The following is a 16,784-nucleotide window of genomic DNA, read 5'->3' on the forward strand; positions in this document are numbered from 1 at the left end:
CCATGAAGTTGACAACGAATCTGATGGCGACGATAGCCGCGGCGGCCACCGCGGCGACACTGGTGGCGACCGCACCGGTCGCCGGCGCGTCACCGGACCAGTTCTGCGCCGAACTCGGCGGAAACTGGGACGGCACCTCGTGCACGACGGTGGTTGTCTCACACCTCAAGGCCGAGCGGTTGATATCCCTCGACCTACCACAACCGATGCTCGACAACCCCACATCGGGTCCCGTTGTCGGCGGCTTTTACCACAAACTGATGGACGGCTGGCGAAACAGCGGCACGCAGGCACCGCGCGACAGCAGTGCCACCGCCACCTACGAGCTGTTCACCGGGCCCGGCGCTGTACAGTCGCTGGTCGTTCACGAGGACTTCGAGCCGTTCGGCCTCCAGTCCAACAACGCCTACCGGACTTTCGTCTTCGACATGGCCCAGGGGCATCGACTCATGCTGGCCGACCTGTTCAAGCCGGGCGTCGACCCGATCGCCGCGATCGCAGAGGCCGCCGGACCGTTCCTGCCCGCGGCGCTCGATGCCGGAGCCCCGCCGCACGCACCCAACACCAATCCCTACATGATCGGCCAATGGACACCCGGCCCCGACGGCCCAGGCTTCACCGGAGGCTACCGGGCCTTCGCGTTGACCCAGGACGACCTGATCATCCACATGCCCGACGTCCCGTCGGCCCAAGACTCCCAAGCGGCCAATTACGCGTGGTCGATGGACGGCGGAGCGGTCACCCTCCAGGTGCCGCTGGCCGCGCTTGCCGGCCCGCTGCGCCCCGAATACGGCGGCGTGTAAGCGACTTCGCGACGCGGCCCAGCGCCACACGGACGGGCAACAGGCGGCTGGCAGGCGGCGGGAAGGCCGTCGGCGCCGCGTTTCAGCCTGAACTGTAGATCGACCACAAACAGTAACGCTGCGCCGCCAGCAGGTGACTGCGCGCCGCGGTGAGGTCCGCGGTCAGCCAGCGTTGGTCGGAGCCGATCTGAGCGTAGCGATTGTCGTGATCCAGTTTGGAGGCCAGGATGTCAGCCCAGTTCCGCAGGTCCACCGCCGTCGCGGTGCCCAGGTTGTACAACGGCGCGTTGGCCTGACGAATCTGATCTGCGACGCCCGGCGGTGTGAAACCATCCGGTTCGACCTGATCGAAAATGGGTCCGAGCTGATCACCCACCGGAAGGATGGTGTCACAGTCCGGGTCGTGGGCCGCAGCCACCGGCGCCGTCAACAAACACACAATTGCGCCGGCGACCACCTGGGCCACCAGCACACCACGCGCAGCCCTACTAAACATGCCAAGGACTCTACAAGGCCGGGTCCCCCGGTGAAAGAACTCCGCCGGCATCAACCGAGGCGGCGAGGGGAGATTTCCGTCCGCGGCGGGAGTCCTGTTATTGTCGGTAGCCGGCTTCTGGCCGGTGCGGCGCCGTTAGCTCAGTTGGTAGAGCAGCTGACTCTTAATCAGCGGGTCCGGGGTTCGAAACCCTGACGGCGCACAGTCTTCCGAGCGGCCTCCGTCACCGCCGGAGGCATTCTCCAGGCGGCTCACCGCCCGAGGAAACACCCTTCCGGACCACCCGGGACGTCAGCGACGCCTGATCCGGTGCACCGCCACCACGAAGGCGAGCACCGCAGCCCCGGTCAGCGACACCGTCACGATCGGACGGTTGAGTACCTCGATCGCCTTCGCCTTGACGTCATCGGCCAGCCGACGGGGATTGGCACGCTGCGTCAGCGAATCGACGGTCATCGCCAGTTCCTGGCGGGCTTGGTCGATCTCCTGCTTGATGGTGTCGGGATCGCGGTCCGCCACGTATCTGTCCTCCGAGTCAGGCTAGTGCGCTCACGAACTACCCTAGAGCAGCCGGTGCGGGCTCCGACGCCGCGGTGAACTGAAAGGAATCTCACGAATGACCCAGACACCCCGGCTGGCGCCGGGCGATACAGCGCCCGCTTTCCGCCTGCCCGACGCCGACGGCAACCAGGTGTCACTGTCGGACTATCGGGGACGCCGCGTCGTCGTGTACTTCTACCCGGCCGCCTCGACACCCGGCTGCACCAAGCAGGCCTGCGACTTCCGGGACAGCCTGGGCGAACTCAACGGCGCGGGTATCGACGTCGTCGGCATCTCCCCCGACAAACCGGAAAAGCTGGCGAAATTCCGCGACATCGAGAACCTGACGTTCCCGTTGCTGTCCGACCCCGACCGCGCCGTGTTGGCGGCCTACGGGGCCTTCGGCGAGAAAAAGCTGTACGGAAAGACGGTCACCGGAGTGATTCGCTCGACCTTCCTGATCGACGAGCAGGGCAGGATCGCGGTCGCGCAGTACAACGTGAAGGCGACCGGCCACGTCGCCAAGCTGCGCCGCGACCTGTCCGTATAGCCCCCGCGTTGACCCTGCGCTCACGGCGCGGCCTACCCGCACTTCCGCGCCACCGGCGCAGAGTCAACCTTCAGGGGGCCGGGCAGTGGCGTTGACCCTGCGCTCACGGCGCGGCCTACCCGCACTTCCGCGCCACAGGCGCAGAGTCAACACCGATCACGGCTACGGCGTCTCCAGGATCGCTACCGCGGCGGCCATGTCGCCCTCGTGCGTCAGCGACACGTGGATGGTCACCTCGGCCAGATGCCTGGCGATCTCACCGCTCAACCGGACCCGCGGCCGGCCCCACATATCGGTGACCACCTCGATGTCGCGGTGAATGCCCTCCGGCAGCACCGGTCGCTGCGCGAACCGGGAACCCGACCAGGCCTTGATCACGGCCTCCTTGGCCGCCCAGCGGGCGGCCAGGTGCCGCGCCGCGGACGAACTCTTGTCCGAGGCGTCGCGCCGTTCACCCGGGGTGAAGGTTTCGGCGAACACCGTTCCCGGTTGGTCCACCTGCTCGGCGAAATCGGGAATAGCGACGAGATCGATCCCGATTCCGACGATGCCCATGGCTGGCCAGGTTAACCGATGCGCGGACTCAACCCGCGGAGGCCTGGTAGGCGTCATCGCCACCCAGCCGGGCCTCGGGGCTCAGCAGCATCGACGCCTCCTGGGCCTTCTCCGGACCCTCATGGCCGAACCGGCGACCCGGCGGCCGCTGGTACATCGGCTCACCCCCGGCGATGGCCGAGGCCAGCCGGCGTTGGCCGGCCACCAGCCGGGCATCGGCGCGACGCCGGTAATCCTCCCGCTGACCAGGCTCCAGGGAGGCGATGAACGCCTGCGGGTGCACCAGTGCGACCAGCCCCGACACGTGGCCGAATCCCAGGCTGGTCAGCATTGCGGCCTTGAGGGGGAACTTCCCGCCCAGCCGCAGGGTGTCGCGGACCCACACGAAGTGGGTCGAGCCGGCCAATTCCTCGTCGACACAGTCCAGGCTCCGGTTCGGCGGGATCACGCCGTCGCGCAGCATCTGGCACAGCCCCATCATCTGGAACACCGCCGCGCCGCCCTTCGCGTGGCCGGTGAGGTTCTTCTGCGAGACCACGAACAGCGGGGCGCCGGCGGAGCGGCCCATCGAGTCGGCAAGCCGCTCGTGCAACTCGGTCTCGTTGGGATCGTTCGCCAGCGTAGAGGTGTCGTGCTTGGAGATCACCGCGATGTCGTCGGGGGCCACCCCGAGCGAGGCCAGCGCGCGCGACAGCGGCGAGCCGTCACCGCCACGGGCCGCACCGAGCGCACCCAGGCCGGGTGCCGGGATAGAGGTGTGCACCCCGTCCCCAAAGGACTGCGCGTAGGCGACGACGGCCAGCACCGGCAGCCCCATCTTCAGCGCCAGATCGCCGCGCGCCAGCAGAATGGTGCCGCCGCCCTGGGCCTCGACGAAGCCCAGCCGGCGCCGGTCGTTCGGCCGGGAGAACCTGGCATCGTCGATGCCGCGGCCACGCATCATGGCGGTGTCAGCCGTGGCCGCCATGTCACCGAAGCCGATGATGCCTTCCAGCGTCAGGTCGTCGATCCCGCCGGCCACCACCATCTCGGCCTTGCCGAGCCGGATCTTGTCGACGCCCTCCTCGACCGAGACCGCGGCCGTCGCACACGCCGCGACCGGGTGGATCATCGCTCCGTAGCTGCCGATATAGGACTGAACCACATGGGCGGCAACGATATTGGGCAGCACTTCCTGGAATATGTCGTTCGGCTTGTTGCGGCCCAACAGGTTTCCGTGGTACATCGTCTGCATCGAGGTCCCGCCGCCCATGCCGGTGCCCATGGTGTTGGCCACCAGACTCGGGTGCACGTAGCGCATCACTTCGGCAGGGCTGAAGCCGGCCGTCAGGAACGCATCCACCGTGGCCACGATGTTCCACACCGCCAGCCGGTCGATGGAGCCGGCCATGTCCGCGCTGATGCCCCACACCGTCGGATCGAATCCGGTCGGCACCTGCCCGCCGACGACGCGGGACAGCTTGGTCTTGCGCGGCACCCGGACCTCGGTGCCCGCCCTGCGGATGACCTGCCAGTCGCTGGAATCCGGGACCGGTGAGATGACGGTGTGCTCGGGATCGAATTCGGCGAACGAGCGGGCATCGGCCTCCGAGGACACCGCGAAGGAGAAGTCCCTGTCCAGGAACACCGACACCAGCAGCGGGGAGGCGTGTTCGGGATCGATGGCGCCGTCGTCGACGAACTCGCGGATCCCGCAGCGCTGGACCACCGCGTCGTGGTAGCGCTCGACCAGCTCGGCCTCGTCGACCAGGTCGCCGGATTGCGTGTCGTACCATCCCGGTTGCGGGTCGTCCTCCCAGCGGATCAGCCCGGTGGTCCAGGCCAGCTCGAGCACGCCGGCGGCGGACAGTTCGTTCTCGACTTCCATCTCGAAGCGGGTCCGCGAGGACCCGTACGGCCCGATTTCCGCGCCACCGACTATCACCACCAGGTCGGCGGGATCGACAGCGAGGTCGTCCCATTCCGGCGGTGGCGCCGGGGTATATCCGCGCGGCGGCGAGGGCAGCGCGGCGATCGCGTCTTCGGCCGCCTCCTCGTCGTCTTCGGTCGATTCCGCCGACATCTCCTCGCGGGCCTTGGCGGCCAATTCGGCCATGTCGAGTTCGGCCTCGCCGAGGCCGCCGGTGAGGTCCGCTTCGATCGGGGACGCGGCCGCGGCAACTTTGGATTCCACGTCGCACAGCCCGAGCAGCATCGCTGCCATCTCATCGGTCGAGTAGGTGGTGACGCCGGCTTCTTCGACGGCAGCCACTATCGCATCGTTGTGCCCCATCAGGCCGGTGCCCCGGGTCCAGCCGATCAGCGCGTGCGCCAGACTCACCCGTGCGGCCCACGACGATTCGGCCCGCCAGCGGCTCACCACGGCGTCCAGGGCGGACTTGGCTTCCCCGTAGGCGCCGTCTCCGCCGAAGGATCCGCGGTTGGGCGATCCCGGCAGGACCACGTGCAGTCGCGACGCGATGTCGCGCTCGGCACCGATCTTCGACAGTCCGCTGATGAGCCGTTCCGCGGCCCACAGCAGCACCTTCATCTCCATCTCCGAGCGGGCACCGACCTCGGAGAGGTCTCCGGCCACTCGCGGTGCCGCGAACGGGAACAGCAGTGTCGGGTTCTGCGCATCCTTGATGTGAATGGACTGTGGTCCAAGGCTTTCGGACTGTTCACTACCGATCCAGTCGACCAGTCCGTCGATGTCGGAGTAGGACGCCATATTGACGGGCACCACCCACAGCGTCGCGTCGTACCGGGCATTGTCGCGGTACAGTGCGCGATAGAACGCCAGACGTTCGCCATCGAGCTTCGAGGTGGTTGCGATCACGGTGCCGCCGCCGTCGAGCAGGCGTGCGGCCACCGACGCGGCTATCGAGCCTTTGGAGGCCCCCGTCACCACGGCGATTTCGCCGCTGAAAGGACCGGGGTTCGGGTTCTCGGCGCCGGCGGCGATCCTGCCGTACAGCGAGGCATGGATCTGCCGGCCGGCAGCCAGCGCCCTACCCTGCCACCAGCCGGCCTGTGTCGCGACGACGTGCCCGGCGCCCTCGAAGCGCTCCGAGTGCCGCAGCCAGTCGGCATCGATCTCACCCTCGTCGGTCAGCCACAGCTTGACGAGGTCTTCGCGGGCACTGGCCCACCGGTCGTCGAACACGACCGCCTTCTTGGCGTCGAACACCGGGGCCACCAAACGTGGCCATTCCGAACCCAATTCGGCCGTAACGAGGTCGACGAGCTCTGCGTCGGTCGCCGCCGGTATTGCCGAGACGGGATCGTCCAATCCCAGTTGCCCCAGCACCAAACGGGCTGCGGAGGCCAGGACGCCGTCGCGGCCGGTGATCGCATCGGTGAATTCGCTCAGCGCGGCCGCGTCGACGGTGGCACCACCGCCGCCACCGGCCGACGGCAGCGCAACGGCGACGCCGTGCCGATCTGCCACTGCGGCAACCGCCGCATCGATCACCTTGTCCACCGATGCGGCGTCGGCCAGGGCACCGTCGTGCAGGTGCCCCATGGCGTCTCCGCGAACACTGGTACCTTCCCGGGTGCCCAGCGCCACCTCGACGGTGACGTGCCGGACCCAACCCTCTCCGAGCTCCCAGGTCTTCTTCACCCGTTCGGCAATGCAACCGGGCCGCTTCCCCGATGGGCCCAGGACGGTGCGCAACTGGTCGTTGATCGCATCGGAAAGCACTGGACCGTACGGCTTGTAGGTTCGTGCGAGCTTGGTGACCTGTGCCCGCAAGCCGGAAAGGTCGGCTTCGGCCGCGCCGTCGATGGCACCGAGGTTCAACTCCGAGCCGAGGTCGACCAGCAGCTGGTTGCGTCGTGACGACGCGCCGTCGGTGATGGACTCGATGGAGTCCAGCTCCTCGATCTGATCGATGCGCATCTTCGCCGAGATCGCAATCAGCGCGAGGGTGGCGTCTGCCGCATCGAAGGTGAGGTCGTCCGGCCGCGGCGCGCCGGAGACAGCCGCGGCGGCAGCCGGCGCCGCAGCCGGTACCGGTGCTGCGTCCGCTCCGGTGGACTCACCGGCCGCCTCCTCGATCTCCGGTTCCGGTTCGGGGTCGGTGTCGGTGGCGAACAGCACCGCGGCGTCGCGCTCGATATTGAGTACTTCCACTGTGCTGTGGGCATATTCGGGCAACTTCAAGGTGTTGGTGGCCAGGCCCGCGACGGTCGGCGCCGTCTTCACGCCTATCTCGACGAACCGCTCCACCCCCAGCCCGCCTGCGGCCTCCTCGATGAACAGCAGGTCCTGCGTCTCGATCCAGCGGACCGGGCTGGCGAACTGCCACGCCAGCAGTTCGATGAACACCGTGCGGGTCATGTCCCGCGGGCGCTCGCGGCGCCAGGTGTCGTAGTCGGCCAGGATCTCGTCGAGCGGCTCGGCGGGTACCAGATCCCTGATCTCCTGGATGAAGTCTCGGTCCAGCGTGAACGGCCGGGGCACCAGGTTGGGGATGTAGCGTCCGATGATCAGGTCGGGGTCCTTGCCGTGCGGCATGAGCCGTTCCAGCGACCGCCGGAACTCGTTCACGCCGACGCGCAGCACCCTGGAGTGGAACGGCACGTCGATGCCCGGGACCAGGATGAAGGACCGCTTGCCGCCGGTGATCTCGCGGCGCCGTTCCACCTCCTCCTCCAGGGCTCGAAGGCCCCGCACCGTGCCGGCGATCGCATACTGCGAACCGCGCAGGTTGTAGTTGACGATCTCCAGAAACTCCCCGGTATCCGAAGCTATCCCTGCCACGAAGTCCTTGACCTCGTCGTCCGGCAGGTCTATCTGGGAGGGCCGGATTGCCGCCAGCCGGTAGTTGGACCGGCCCAGCTCGTCGCGCGGGACGATGTCGTGCATCTTCGATCCGCGGTGAAACACCGCCTCCAGCAGCGCGTCCAGTTCGAAGACGCCGCTGACACATGCCAGCGCGGTGTACTCACCCACGGAGTGACCGCAGGCGATGGCGTCTTCGACGAAGGCACCCTGCTCGCGCATCTCGGCGACCTGGGCAGCCGCCACCGTCGCCATCGCCACCTGGGTGAATTGCGTCAGGAACAGCACGCCGTCGGGATGCTGATAGTGCACACCGCTGGCGATGATGCTGGTCGGGTTGTCCCGCACCACATGCAGCACCGAGAACCCCAGGGTGTCGCGGGTGAACCTGTCCGCCTCGTCCCACACCTTGCGGGCCGCCTTCGACCGGGACCGGACGTCCATGCCCATGCCCTTGTGCTGAATGCCCTGGCCGGGGAACGCATAGGCGGTCTTCGGCGAGGCCAGTCGTGCCGTCGCCGACATGACCAGCTCCGAGCCGATCCGTGCGGCGACCTCGATGACCTCTGCGCCCCGGTCGATCCCCACGCGCTCGACGCGGAAATCGACCTCATCGCCGGGACGCACCATACCCAGGAAGCGGGCCGTCCAGCCGACGAGTCGCGCAGGCGGGCGGGCCCGGCCGTCGGTGGCGGTCGCCGCGTGCTGCGCAGCGGCCGACAACCACATGCCGTGCACGATCGGCGACGGCAGGCCGGCCAGCAGCGCGGCGGCCTTGTCGGTGTGAATGGGATTGTGGTCACCGGACACCACGGCGAACGGCCGCATGTCAGCCGGTGCGTCCACCGTCACGTCGCGCCGACGCCGGCGGGGCGTGTCGGTGGCGTTCTCCGATACCGCGCCACCGGCTCTTTCGGGATCCTCGAGGCCGGCGGTTCCGGTACGTCCGAGGATCGCGAACCGTTCGGTCATGGTGGCGACGAGGTCTCCGTCGGCTGTCGTCACCGTGACCGCAACCGGTACAACGCGGCCCATGTCGGTATCCGTCGCATCCGCGGCCGTTGCGACAACCGTCAATTCGGTGCGGATAGTGGGCAGCTGCCGGGACAGCCGGACCGCGTGGTCCAAGTGGACCAGACTGAGCAGGCCCTCCACCACGGGCACCCCGCCATCGGTTTCAGCGGCCCCAATCGCCGCGAAGACCGCCGGCCAGCAGCGCCCGACGAGCGCATCGGGAACGGTGGTGAGGCTGGGAGCCAGCGGCTCGCCGAAAATCGCTGTGACACCGGTGTGGTCGGCGACGCGCTCGGGATCCCAGTCCACGGTCACCGTCGCGGTTCCGTTGTGGACGGCCGGGAGCGCTTCGGGTCCGTCGACGCCCGCGGCAATCGCGAGCACCGTGCGCATGGCGGCGATGGCGTCCTCGGTAGCAACGACCGGCATACCGCCGTCCGCGGTGTTTACCGCCAGAGTCAGCGGGATGTCGATCCAGGAGCCGGAGATCGGCACGCTGAGCACCACGTTGCGGCCGTCGCGGGCGACCTGAAGCCTGGACCCGGTCGACGTGTGCGTGGCGGTGCGATTTTCGTTCACCTGCCAGTCGCCGGGCGCCGCGATCCGGTGCGCCGGGTTTTCCGTGGCCCGCCCGGCCCACAGCACATCGGGTGCGTCCAGCACGACGGCCAGCGGCCCCCGCACATCGGTTCGACCGACCCGGCGCGAGGTGACGTCCGCGGGCTCCGAACCGCCGCGGAGCACCTCGTCGACCGCTGCCTGTTCGAATCGGTCGAGCAGTTCGCCGACCGGTTCGTCGGCCCGGGTGATTCCGGCCACCGCCGCCGGACCGGGGATGATGCAGACCTGATCCGCGTCGTAGCGGGCATCGTGGGCCTGCCACAGCGAGTCGCTGCGCCACCAGCGCCGCACGTCCTTGTCGATCACCGGTACGAAGTTGACCGGCTTGCCCATGGTCTTGCACAGGGTGACGAAGAACGGCACATCCGCCGGATGCAGGTGCACGGTCTCGGCGTCAGGGTAGGACGCGAGCAGTGTCGCGATAGCTCGTTGCGGATCCTCCACCAGGCCGGTGTCGGCAAAGGCCGTCTGGATCCGACCGGATTCCCGGGTATGCAAACGCGCCTCGGCACGCATGAGCATCTTCTGGAACCGTTCCCGCCAGGTGTCCGCCAGCCAGGGGCTACCCGGTGCCGCCGTGTCGGCTGTGGTGTCCCCTTCGCCGATGGTCAATTCCACGTAGCGCTGCAGCCACTGCAGGTAGGTCATTTCCCCGGCGTCGCCGAAGTACGGCTTGGCGGTCCGGGCCATCGCGGCGATGATCTCGTCACGGCGCCGCGCGACCGCGTCGGCGTCGCCGGCCACTTCGTCGAGCAATTGCCCGCATCGCGAAGCGCTGTTGTCGATCTCGTGGATGTCCGCACCGAGCTGACTGCGGCTGGAGGCCATCCCGCCCTGCGCCTTTCCGGCGCTGATCCACTGGTCGGTGCCGCCGGTCTCGACCAGCATCTGTTTCACCGAGGGCGAGGTGGTCGATTCCAGTGTCGCCATGGCAGCGGTGCCGACCAGGATGCCGTCGATGGGCATCAGCGGGAAGCCGTGGTCCTGTGCCCAACGGCCGGAGAGGTACTCGGCTGCCCGCTCCGGCGTACCGATACCGCCGCCTACGCAGATGGTGATGTTGGAGCGTGCCCGTAACTCGGAGTAGGTGGCCAGCAGCAGGTCGTCGAGGTCCTCCCAGGAGTGGTGGCCACCGGCTCGCCCGCCCTCGACGTGCATGATCACCGGCTTGGTGGGCACCTCGGTGGCGATGCGAATCACCGAGCGGATCTGTTCGACGGTGCCGGGTTTGAACACCACGTGGCTGATCCCGAGGTCGTTGAGTTCGTCGATCAGTTCGACCGCTTCTTCGAGTTCGGGGATGCCGGCGCTGACCACCACGCCGTCGATTGCCGCGCCGGACTGGCGGGCCTTCTGCACCAGGCGCTTGGCACCAAGTTGCAGCTTCCACAGGTAGGGGTCCAGGAACAGGGCGTTGAACTGATAGGTCCGGCCCGGCTCGAGCAGGCCGGACAGCTCTGCGATGCGGGCGGCGAATACCTCCTCGGTGACCTGTCCGCCACCGGCCAGCTCGGCCCAGTGTCCGGCGTTGGCGGCCGCCGCAACGATCCCGGCGTCGACGGTGGTCGGGGTCATGCCCGCCAGCAGGATCGGCGACCGCCCGGTCAGCCGGGTGAATTTGGTCGACAACTTCACCCGGCCATCGGGCAGCCGGACGACGGTCGGCGCGTAGCTCGACCACGCTTGCGCCACCTCCGGGATGGCGCCGACGGTGAACAGATTGCGCTGCCCGCCGCGGGTGGCGGCCGGCACGATGCCGATCCCCAAGCCGCGGATCACCGGCCCGGTCACCCGGGTCAGGATGTCACCGGGCCCCAGATCCAGGATCCACCGCGCACCGGAGTCGTGCACCTTGGCGATCTCGTCCACCCAGTCGACCTTGGCCACCAGAATCGCTTCGGTCAGCGTGCGGGCCAGCGCCACGTCCAAGCCCACCTGCTGGGCCCATCGGCCCACGATGTCGATGCCGTCGGCCAGCCGAGGGGTATGGAATCCCACCTCGACCCGGACCGGATCGAAAACCGGCGCGAACACATCGCCGCCCCGCACCTTGCTCTTGCGCTCGGCCTCCTCCCGATCCGAGATCTGCTTGCAGTAGAGCTCGAACCGCGACAGCTGTTCGGGGGTGCCGGTGATGACCACCGACCGGCGGCCGTTGCGAATCGACAGCACCGGTGGCAGCACGGTGCGAACATCTTGGGCGAACTCGTCGAGCAATCGCCCGATCCGTTCCGGGTCGGCGTTGTTCACCGAGACCATCGGCGGCCGGTCGCCGAGGACGGAGATTCCGCGCCGGCGGGCGACCAGCGTCCCGGCGGCCCCGATCAGCTGGGCCAGCGCCAGCAAGTCCACATCGCGCGCGCCGGCGGACTTGAGCGCCTCTACGGCCAGCACGCCCTGAGAGTGTCCCGCAAGAGCCACCGGCGGGGTCTCGACCAGATCCATCCCCTGGCGCGCCAACGCGCGGATGGCCGCGATCTGGGTCAGCAGTACGCCCGGCAGCGAAACGGCCGCCGACGTCAGATGCCTTTCGGAGGGGACGGGGTCCTGCGCCGCCAGCTCCCGCACCCAACGCAGCGGTTCGAAACCGATCGGGCGCACCACGATCAGCTCTCGGGCAACCGGTTCGAGCAACAGCTCCACTTCGCCGACGAGCGTCGTCAGCTCGGATTCGATACCGGCCCCGGAAACCAGTTCCTCGAGCGTCTCCAGCCACGCACTGCCCTGCCCGCCGAACGCCACCGCGTACGGCTCGCCGGCGGTCAGGCGATCTACCAGCACATGGGCACTGGACGGGTCACCGCCGTCACGGTCTGCGGACACCCGGTCGTGCTCGTGGATGGTCACCCTAGATTCTCCCTGTATGCGTATGCGTTGTCTCGGTCCAATCGGTCGGCCCCAGGGCCGGTCCCCCGTTGCGGGATCGACTCCGCGGCGATTCTGCGTCGAACCGCAGCCGGAGCGCCTGTGGCCGGTGCCCGTCACCGTTCAATCGGGGTGGCAATCGCAAGTCGCGCGACGACCCCCGGAAGAACCGCTTTGGCCTGCATCGGTTGCACTAAGCGTGTCATAAGAATGGGTCCGGCATTGGCCTATCGATTGGTTACTGGCGAGTTCTACGCGCGGGTAACCGTGGCGCGGGTAACACCGCGGGAAACCGATGCCGCGGGCCAGCTCGACAAACGTCCTGCATGCAGGTGGTTACGGTCGAGTAGCTATAACGGCGCTGTTCAGCGCAGTACCGTTATCAAATCGTTATGTAAATAATTTTGACGTCAGCCTCCCCCGATTGACGCTTTCGCAGCGTTCGTACCGACGGGGAAACGGCGCCGGCAGCCGAATCTGAGCGAACGAGTGTTTGCTGGAGTCAGAGTTCCAGTGTCCTAATCCCTTCTCAGGATTCGGCCGGAACTCCGGGCCCCGAGGTTAGGCCCACTGGCCGAACTGCGGCTTGAGGATGTCGTTGATGTCCACACCCACCCCGCCGACCGAGCGTTTGTCTATCTCCACCTGGTGCAGATTCGCCGCCGGGTGCGCGTACCCGTTGGGCGATCCCCAGTTGTGCTGCCAGAAGTAACTGCCCAGACCGTCGTGCAGCGCCCAGTCGATGGTTTTCGAGTTGGCGTACACACCCGTTCGCTGGTGCCCGATGACCGCCTCCCAGGACCGCAGATACGGGGCTATCCGGTTCTTGTACTGCTCGTAGCTCGGGTTGTCGTCGATCGAGGCATAGATGGGGGCGCCCGGCGGGCCTCCGGCGGCCGCGTGCAACTCCATGCCGCGCCTGGCATGTTGCACACCCGCGGCAGCGCCGCCCAGCCAATCGGAGGTGCTGCCCTTGCCGAATTGGTAGCACGACACGATCTTCAGGCCGCTGCCGTAGAGATCGCGCGCCTCGGCGAGTTGGATCGGCTTGCCGAGCATCCAGGCACCCCCTGGCCGCCGGTCGGAAACGTACCGGATCGCACCGACGGCACCAGAGGCTCTGATATCGCCGGCGGGGATGACGCCGGCCGAGTAGTCCAGCAGCGTGCCCAGTGACCGCGCGGATGCCGGAGCAGCACTCAACGACGCCGCACCGAGACCCAGGCCCAGCAGGGCCGGCGTCGCCGCCGCGCATTTGAGCACGTCGCGCCGAGATACCCACATATGCCACAGGGTACGACACAAACCTCACCAGCCTCGTAAACAACGCACGTCACATCTACATCAGGGGTGTGGCGGCGGGGCCGTGCTGGCGGTGGTACCCGGACAGCGGGCGGCGGGGAACGTTCAGCGGGCGGCCGGGAGCAGTTGACGGGAGACGGGCAGCGTGCGGCCGGGGGCCGGGCCGATACCGGGGCCGAGGCTGCGGCCGGCTGCCGGCGGGCCGCGCGGATTCAGCGCTGGTCGTAGTTGTCGAAAAGGCTCAACTTCAGCCGCTTGACGACCTCGGCAACGCCGTACCACCCGCGCACACTGTTGCCCGCCTTGTTCAGGCGCGGAGAGAAAGCCGCCACCGCCAGCCGTCCGGGCACCACCGCCAGCACGGCCCCGGCGACACCGCTCTTGGCGGGCACTCCGACCGTGTAGGCCCAGTCGCCGGACTGTGTGTACATGCCTTCGGTCACCATTTCCGCCAGCAGGCAGGAGACGTTTGAATGCGTCATCACCCGAAGACCGGTGCGCGGATTGACCCCGCCGGCCGCCAGTGTGGCGCCCATAACGGCCAGGTCGACGGTGGTCAGCATCGTCGAACATTGCCGGGTGTACACCGCGCAGGCTTCCATCGGGTCGCAGGACAGTGTTCCGGCACTGTGCATCAGCCAGGCAATGGCCTTGTTGTGACCGTTGGTGGCCTGCTCGGAGGCGTTGATCTCCGCACTCATCGACAACGGCCGCCCAGCGAATGCGCTCTGTATGTCCATGATCTTCCGCCACCGCTCGGCCGCATCGGCGGCTCTCACCAGCCCGGTGGCGGCAATGGCGCCCGCGTTGACCATCGGCGACGTCGGTTTATCGTGATGGCGCTCCAGTGCCAGCACCGAATCGAAGGCGCCCCCGGTCGCATTGGCGCCGAGCGTGGCCCGCACCGCGCGCTGCCCCCGCTCCTCCAGGACCAGGGCCAGCGTGAAGACCTTCGATACGGACTCGATGGCGAACTCGTGCTCGACGTCTCCAGCGGTTGAGGCGTGCCCGTCGGGAGTCATCGCGCATACCGCGAACAGGTCCGGATCGGCGCCGGCAAGTGCCGGAATATAGCTGGCGTTGCGCCCCCGGGCGTTGTTTCGGTGCAGGGAATGCGCACGTGTCACGGCCGCATCGATAGCGGCCGGATCCAGCGGCGCAATTGCCATGTCGACGGCTCCGGGTCAGGCCGACTGCGCGGGCAGGCACGTACCAGCCAGGATCGCGCGTCGGCTGCCGTCGATCCCACGAACACGCCGCAGCGACGCGTCTTCGACGAGAAGCGCTTGCGTGTTCGCACCGAAGGGTATCTTTTCGGGAGAGTCGACAGCAATCGTGATCGCGGCGATGGATTGCCCCGGAGGGCTTTCCGTCGCCGCACCGTGGAAGCCGGGAGGATTACCCAGGTGGCGGACAAAGCGAAAGCCGATGCGCTCGCGCTCGAGGAGGCCGAAGCCGAGGTGGCCGAGGCCGAAGCGCTGGCCGCCGCGGCGCGGGCCAAGGCCCGCGCGGTCAGGCTGCGGCGCGAGGCGCTCGCCGCCGCGGCCGGCGACGACGAATCCGGCCGGGACGGCGATTACAGCGAGGACGACGGGGACTACAGCGATGACGACGAGGACGAGGACTACGAAGACGAGGCCTATGACGACGGGGACTACGAAGACGAGGACTAAGACGACGGGGACTACGAAGACGAGGACTATGACGACGGGGACTACGAGGACGGGGAGGGGGACTACGGCGAGACCGAGGGTATTGACGCAGCGGAGAAGTTAGACGCGACGGAAAAGTCGGACACGCCCGAAGATCTCGACGCGACCGAACACATCGAAGGCACCGGCGCCTCCGACCGGCCGCGCATCCGCAAACGGTTTCGGCGGGTTTCGCCGGGGAGACGCCCGCAATGGACCAGCTTGCGCAATTCGATCCGCGCGCCGAAACCGGCCACGATCGCCATGGCCGTCGCGGTACTTCTCATCGCCGCCTTCTCGGTGGCCAGCGGGCTTCTCCTGTGGTGGCACCACCAAGCCGTCCACAGGCAACAGCAGGAAGCGGCATTCATCGCCGGCGCCAAGACCGGCGTGGTCAACATGACATCCCTGGACTTCAACAACGCCAAAGAAGACGTCCAGCGGGTCATCGACAGTTCCACCGGTGATTTCCGGGCCGATTTCCAGCAGCGGGCAGCCGACTTCACCAAGGTGGTCGAGGAGTCGAAAGTGGTGACCGAGGGGACCGTGAACGCTGCTGCCCTCGAATCGATTGACGGGCACTCCGCGCAGGTATTGGTCTCGGCAACCTCGCACGTCACCAATTCGGAGAACACCAAGGACGCACCCCGCACCTGGCGGTTGCGGGTCACCGTCACCGAGGAGGACGGCCAGTACAAGATGTCCAAAGTCGAGTTCGTACCGTGAGCGCCGACGCGCTCGAAGATGACCCGACCGAGACGGACCCCGCCGAGCAATCCGAAACCGCCGAGATCGACGCCACCGGCGGCGAAACCACCGAGGCCGAATCGGATCACGACATCGGCGAAGACGCCGACGCACCCGACGAACCCGATGCACCCGATGCACCCGATGCACCCGATGCACCCGATGCACCCGACGCGGAATCCGGCGACGTAGAACCCCGTGATGCCGATTCCGGCGAGTCGACCGACGAGGTACCCCCGGACGAATCCGGCGAGGCGACCGACGAGGTATCCCCGGAGGGCTCCACCGACGCTTCCGGCGTTCCCGACCGCAATGGGCGAAGCAGGCTATGGCGCCGCCAATTCACGGTGAAACCCCTCCCGGCAATCCTGGTGACGCTGCTGCTGCTCAGCGCAGGGGTCGCGACCTGGCTGTACTTCCAGTACTACCGAACCGACCAGCAAACGGGCCCGAGCGTCGCCCGCGCCGCCATCGCCGCGGCCTCCGACGGAGCGGTCGCCGTGCTGTCGTACTCACCGGACACCCTCGACCAGGACCTCGCTGCCGCCAAATCCCACCTGTCCGGGGATTTCCTGTCCTATTACGAGCAGTTCACCGAGCAGTTCGTAACGCCGGCGGCCAAGGAGAAGGCGCTGACCACCACCGCCCACGTGGTGTGCGCGGGGCTAAGGGAGTTGCACCCGAGGTCGGCCGTCGTGCTGCTCTTCGTCGATCAGAGCACCACCAGCAAAGAACGCCCCGAGCCGGCGATGGCGGCCAGCAGCGTGCTGGTGAACCTAACTCTCATCGACGGCGAGTGGCTGATCACGAAGTTCACCCCCGTATAGGACGC

The 16,784-nt window shown here is 67.7% G+C and carries 9 protein-coding genes, 1 tRNA gene and 1 pseudogene; 5 read left to right on the forward strand and 6 right to left on the reverse strand.

Annotation, left to right across the window (positions count from 1 at the left end; translation table 11 throughout):
- Positions 1-2 precede the first annotated feature (2 nt).
- Positions 3-803: a hypothetical protein gene (locus ACK5M9_RS09810; protein ID WP_416893016.1), complete on the forward strand. Its 801-nt coding sequence runs from the start codon at positions 3-5 to the stop codon at positions 801-803.
- A gap of 82 nt (positions 804-885) precedes the next feature.
- On the opposite strand, the gene ACK5M9_RS09815 is transcribed toward ACK5M9_RS09810, so the two are convergent.
- Positions 886-1,299 carry a hypothetical protein gene (locus ACK5M9_RS09815; RefSeq protein ID WP_416892980.1) on the reverse strand — a complete coding sequence of 138 codons (414 nt, stop codon included), beginning with the start codon at positions 1,297-1,299 and terminating at the stop codon, positions 886-888.
- 129 nt (positions 1,300-1,428) lie between these two features.
- Here ACK5M9_RS09815 and ACK5M9_RS09820 point away from each other — a divergent pair.
- Positions 1,429-1,501 (forward strand) — tRNA-Lys (locus tag ACK5M9_RS09820).
- A gap of 89 nt (positions 1,502-1,590) precedes the next feature.
- Here the strand turns inward: ACK5M9_RS09820 and ACK5M9_RS09825 are convergent.
- On the reverse strand, positions 1,591-1,818 hold the full coding sequence (locus ACK5M9_RS09825) for a DUF3618 domain-containing protein (RefSeq protein ID WP_416892981.1): 228 nt from the start codon (positions 1,816-1,818) through the stop codon (positions 1,591-1,593).
- A gap of 97 nt (positions 1,819-1,915) precedes the next feature.
- Between ACK5M9_RS09825 and bcp the strand changes: the two genes are divergently transcribed.
- Positions 1,916-2,389 carry a thioredoxin-dependent thiol peroxidase gene (gene bcp / locus ACK5M9_RS09830; RefSeq protein ID WP_416892982.1) on the forward strand — a complete coding sequence of 158 codons (474 nt, stop codon included), beginning with the start codon at positions 1,916-1,918 and terminating at the stop codon, positions 2,387-2,389.
- Between the two features lie 162 nt (positions 2,390-2,551).
- On the opposite strand, the gene ACK5M9_RS09835 is transcribed toward bcp, so the two are convergent.
- The 4 genes from ACK5M9_RS09835 to glsA all read right to left on the reverse strand — a co-directional run bounded on the left by ACK5M9_RS09835 (position 2,552) and on the right by glsA (position 14,683).
- On the reverse strand, positions 2,552-2,944 hold the full coding sequence (locus tag ACK5M9_RS09835) for a holo-ACP synthase (RefSeq protein WP_416892983.1): 393 nt from the start codon (positions 2,942-2,944) through the stop codon (positions 2,552-2,554).
- 28 nt (positions 2,945-2,972) lie between these two features.
- The gene (locus ACK5M9_RS09840; protein WP_416892984.1) at positions 2,973-12,194 is read right to left on the reverse strand and encodes a fatty acid synthase subunit beta domain-containing protein; all 9,222 of its coding nucleotides are present in this window, start codon (positions 12,192-12,194) and stop codon (positions 2,973-2,975) included.
- Positions 12,195-12,773: 579 nt separating this feature from the next.
- The gene (locus ACK5M9_RS09845; protein WP_416892985.1) at positions 12,774-13,496 is read right to left on the reverse strand and encodes a DUF1906 domain-containing protein; all 723 of its coding nucleotides are present in this window, start codon (positions 13,494-13,496) and stop codon (positions 12,774-12,776) included.
- A gap of 230 nt (positions 13,497-13,726) precedes the next feature.
- Complete coding sequence (glsA, locus tag ACK5M9_RS09850; RefSeq protein WP_416892986.1) at positions 13,727-14,683, reverse strand: glutaminase A; 957 nt, start codon at positions 14,681-14,683, stop codon at positions 13,727-13,729.
- 228 nt (positions 14,684-14,911) lie between these two features.
- On the opposite strand from glsA, the pseudogene ACK5M9_RS09855 reads away from it, so the two are divergent.
- Together ACK5M9_RS09855 and ACK5M9_RS09860 are read left to right on the forward strand one after the other, a co-directional pair.
- Positions 14,912-15,931, forward strand: a pseudogene (locus ACK5M9_RS09855) (hypothetical protein).
- Positions 15,932-16,044: 113 nt separating this feature from the next.
- On the forward strand, positions 16,045-16,779 hold the full coding sequence (locus ACK5M9_RS09860) for a hypothetical protein (protein WP_416893017.1): 735 nt from the start codon (positions 16,045-16,047) through the stop codon (positions 16,777-16,779).
- Positions 16,780-16,784 lie beyond the last annotated feature (5 nt).

Origin of the sequence: Mycobacterium sp. (genome assembly GCF_047975165.1) — a bacterium.
In the GTDB taxonomy this organism is placed as follows: domain Bacteria; phylum Actinomycetota; class Actinomycetes; order Mycobacteriales; family Mycobacteriaceae; genus Mycobacterium.

Excerpts from the sequence above, each read along its gene's own strand:
- glsA (WP_416892986.1), bottom strand. The coding sequence starts at position 14,683 with ATGGCAATTGCGCCGCTGGATCCGGCCGCTATCGATGCGGCCGTGACA.
- bcp (WP_416892982.1), top strand. The coding sequence starts at position 1,916 with ATGACCCAGACACCCCGGCTGGCGCCGGGCGATACAGCGCCCGCTTTC.
- ACK5M9_RS09835 (WP_416892983.1), bottom strand. The coding sequence starts at position 2,944 with ATGGGCATCGTCGGAATCGGGATCGATCTCGTCGCTATTCCCGATTTC.
- ACK5M9_RS09810 (WP_416893016.1), top strand. The coding sequence starts at position 3 with ATGAAGTTGACAACGAATCTGATGGCGACGATAGCCGCGGCGGCCACC.
- ACK5M9_RS09815 (WP_416892980.1), bottom strand. The coding sequence starts at position 1,299 with ATGTTTAGTAGGGCTGCGCGTGGTGTGCTGGTGGCCCAGGTGGTCGCC.
- ACK5M9_RS09845 (WP_416892985.1), bottom strand. The coding sequence starts at position 13,496 with ATGTGGGTATCTCGGCGCGACGTGCTCAAATGCGCGGCGGCGACGCCG.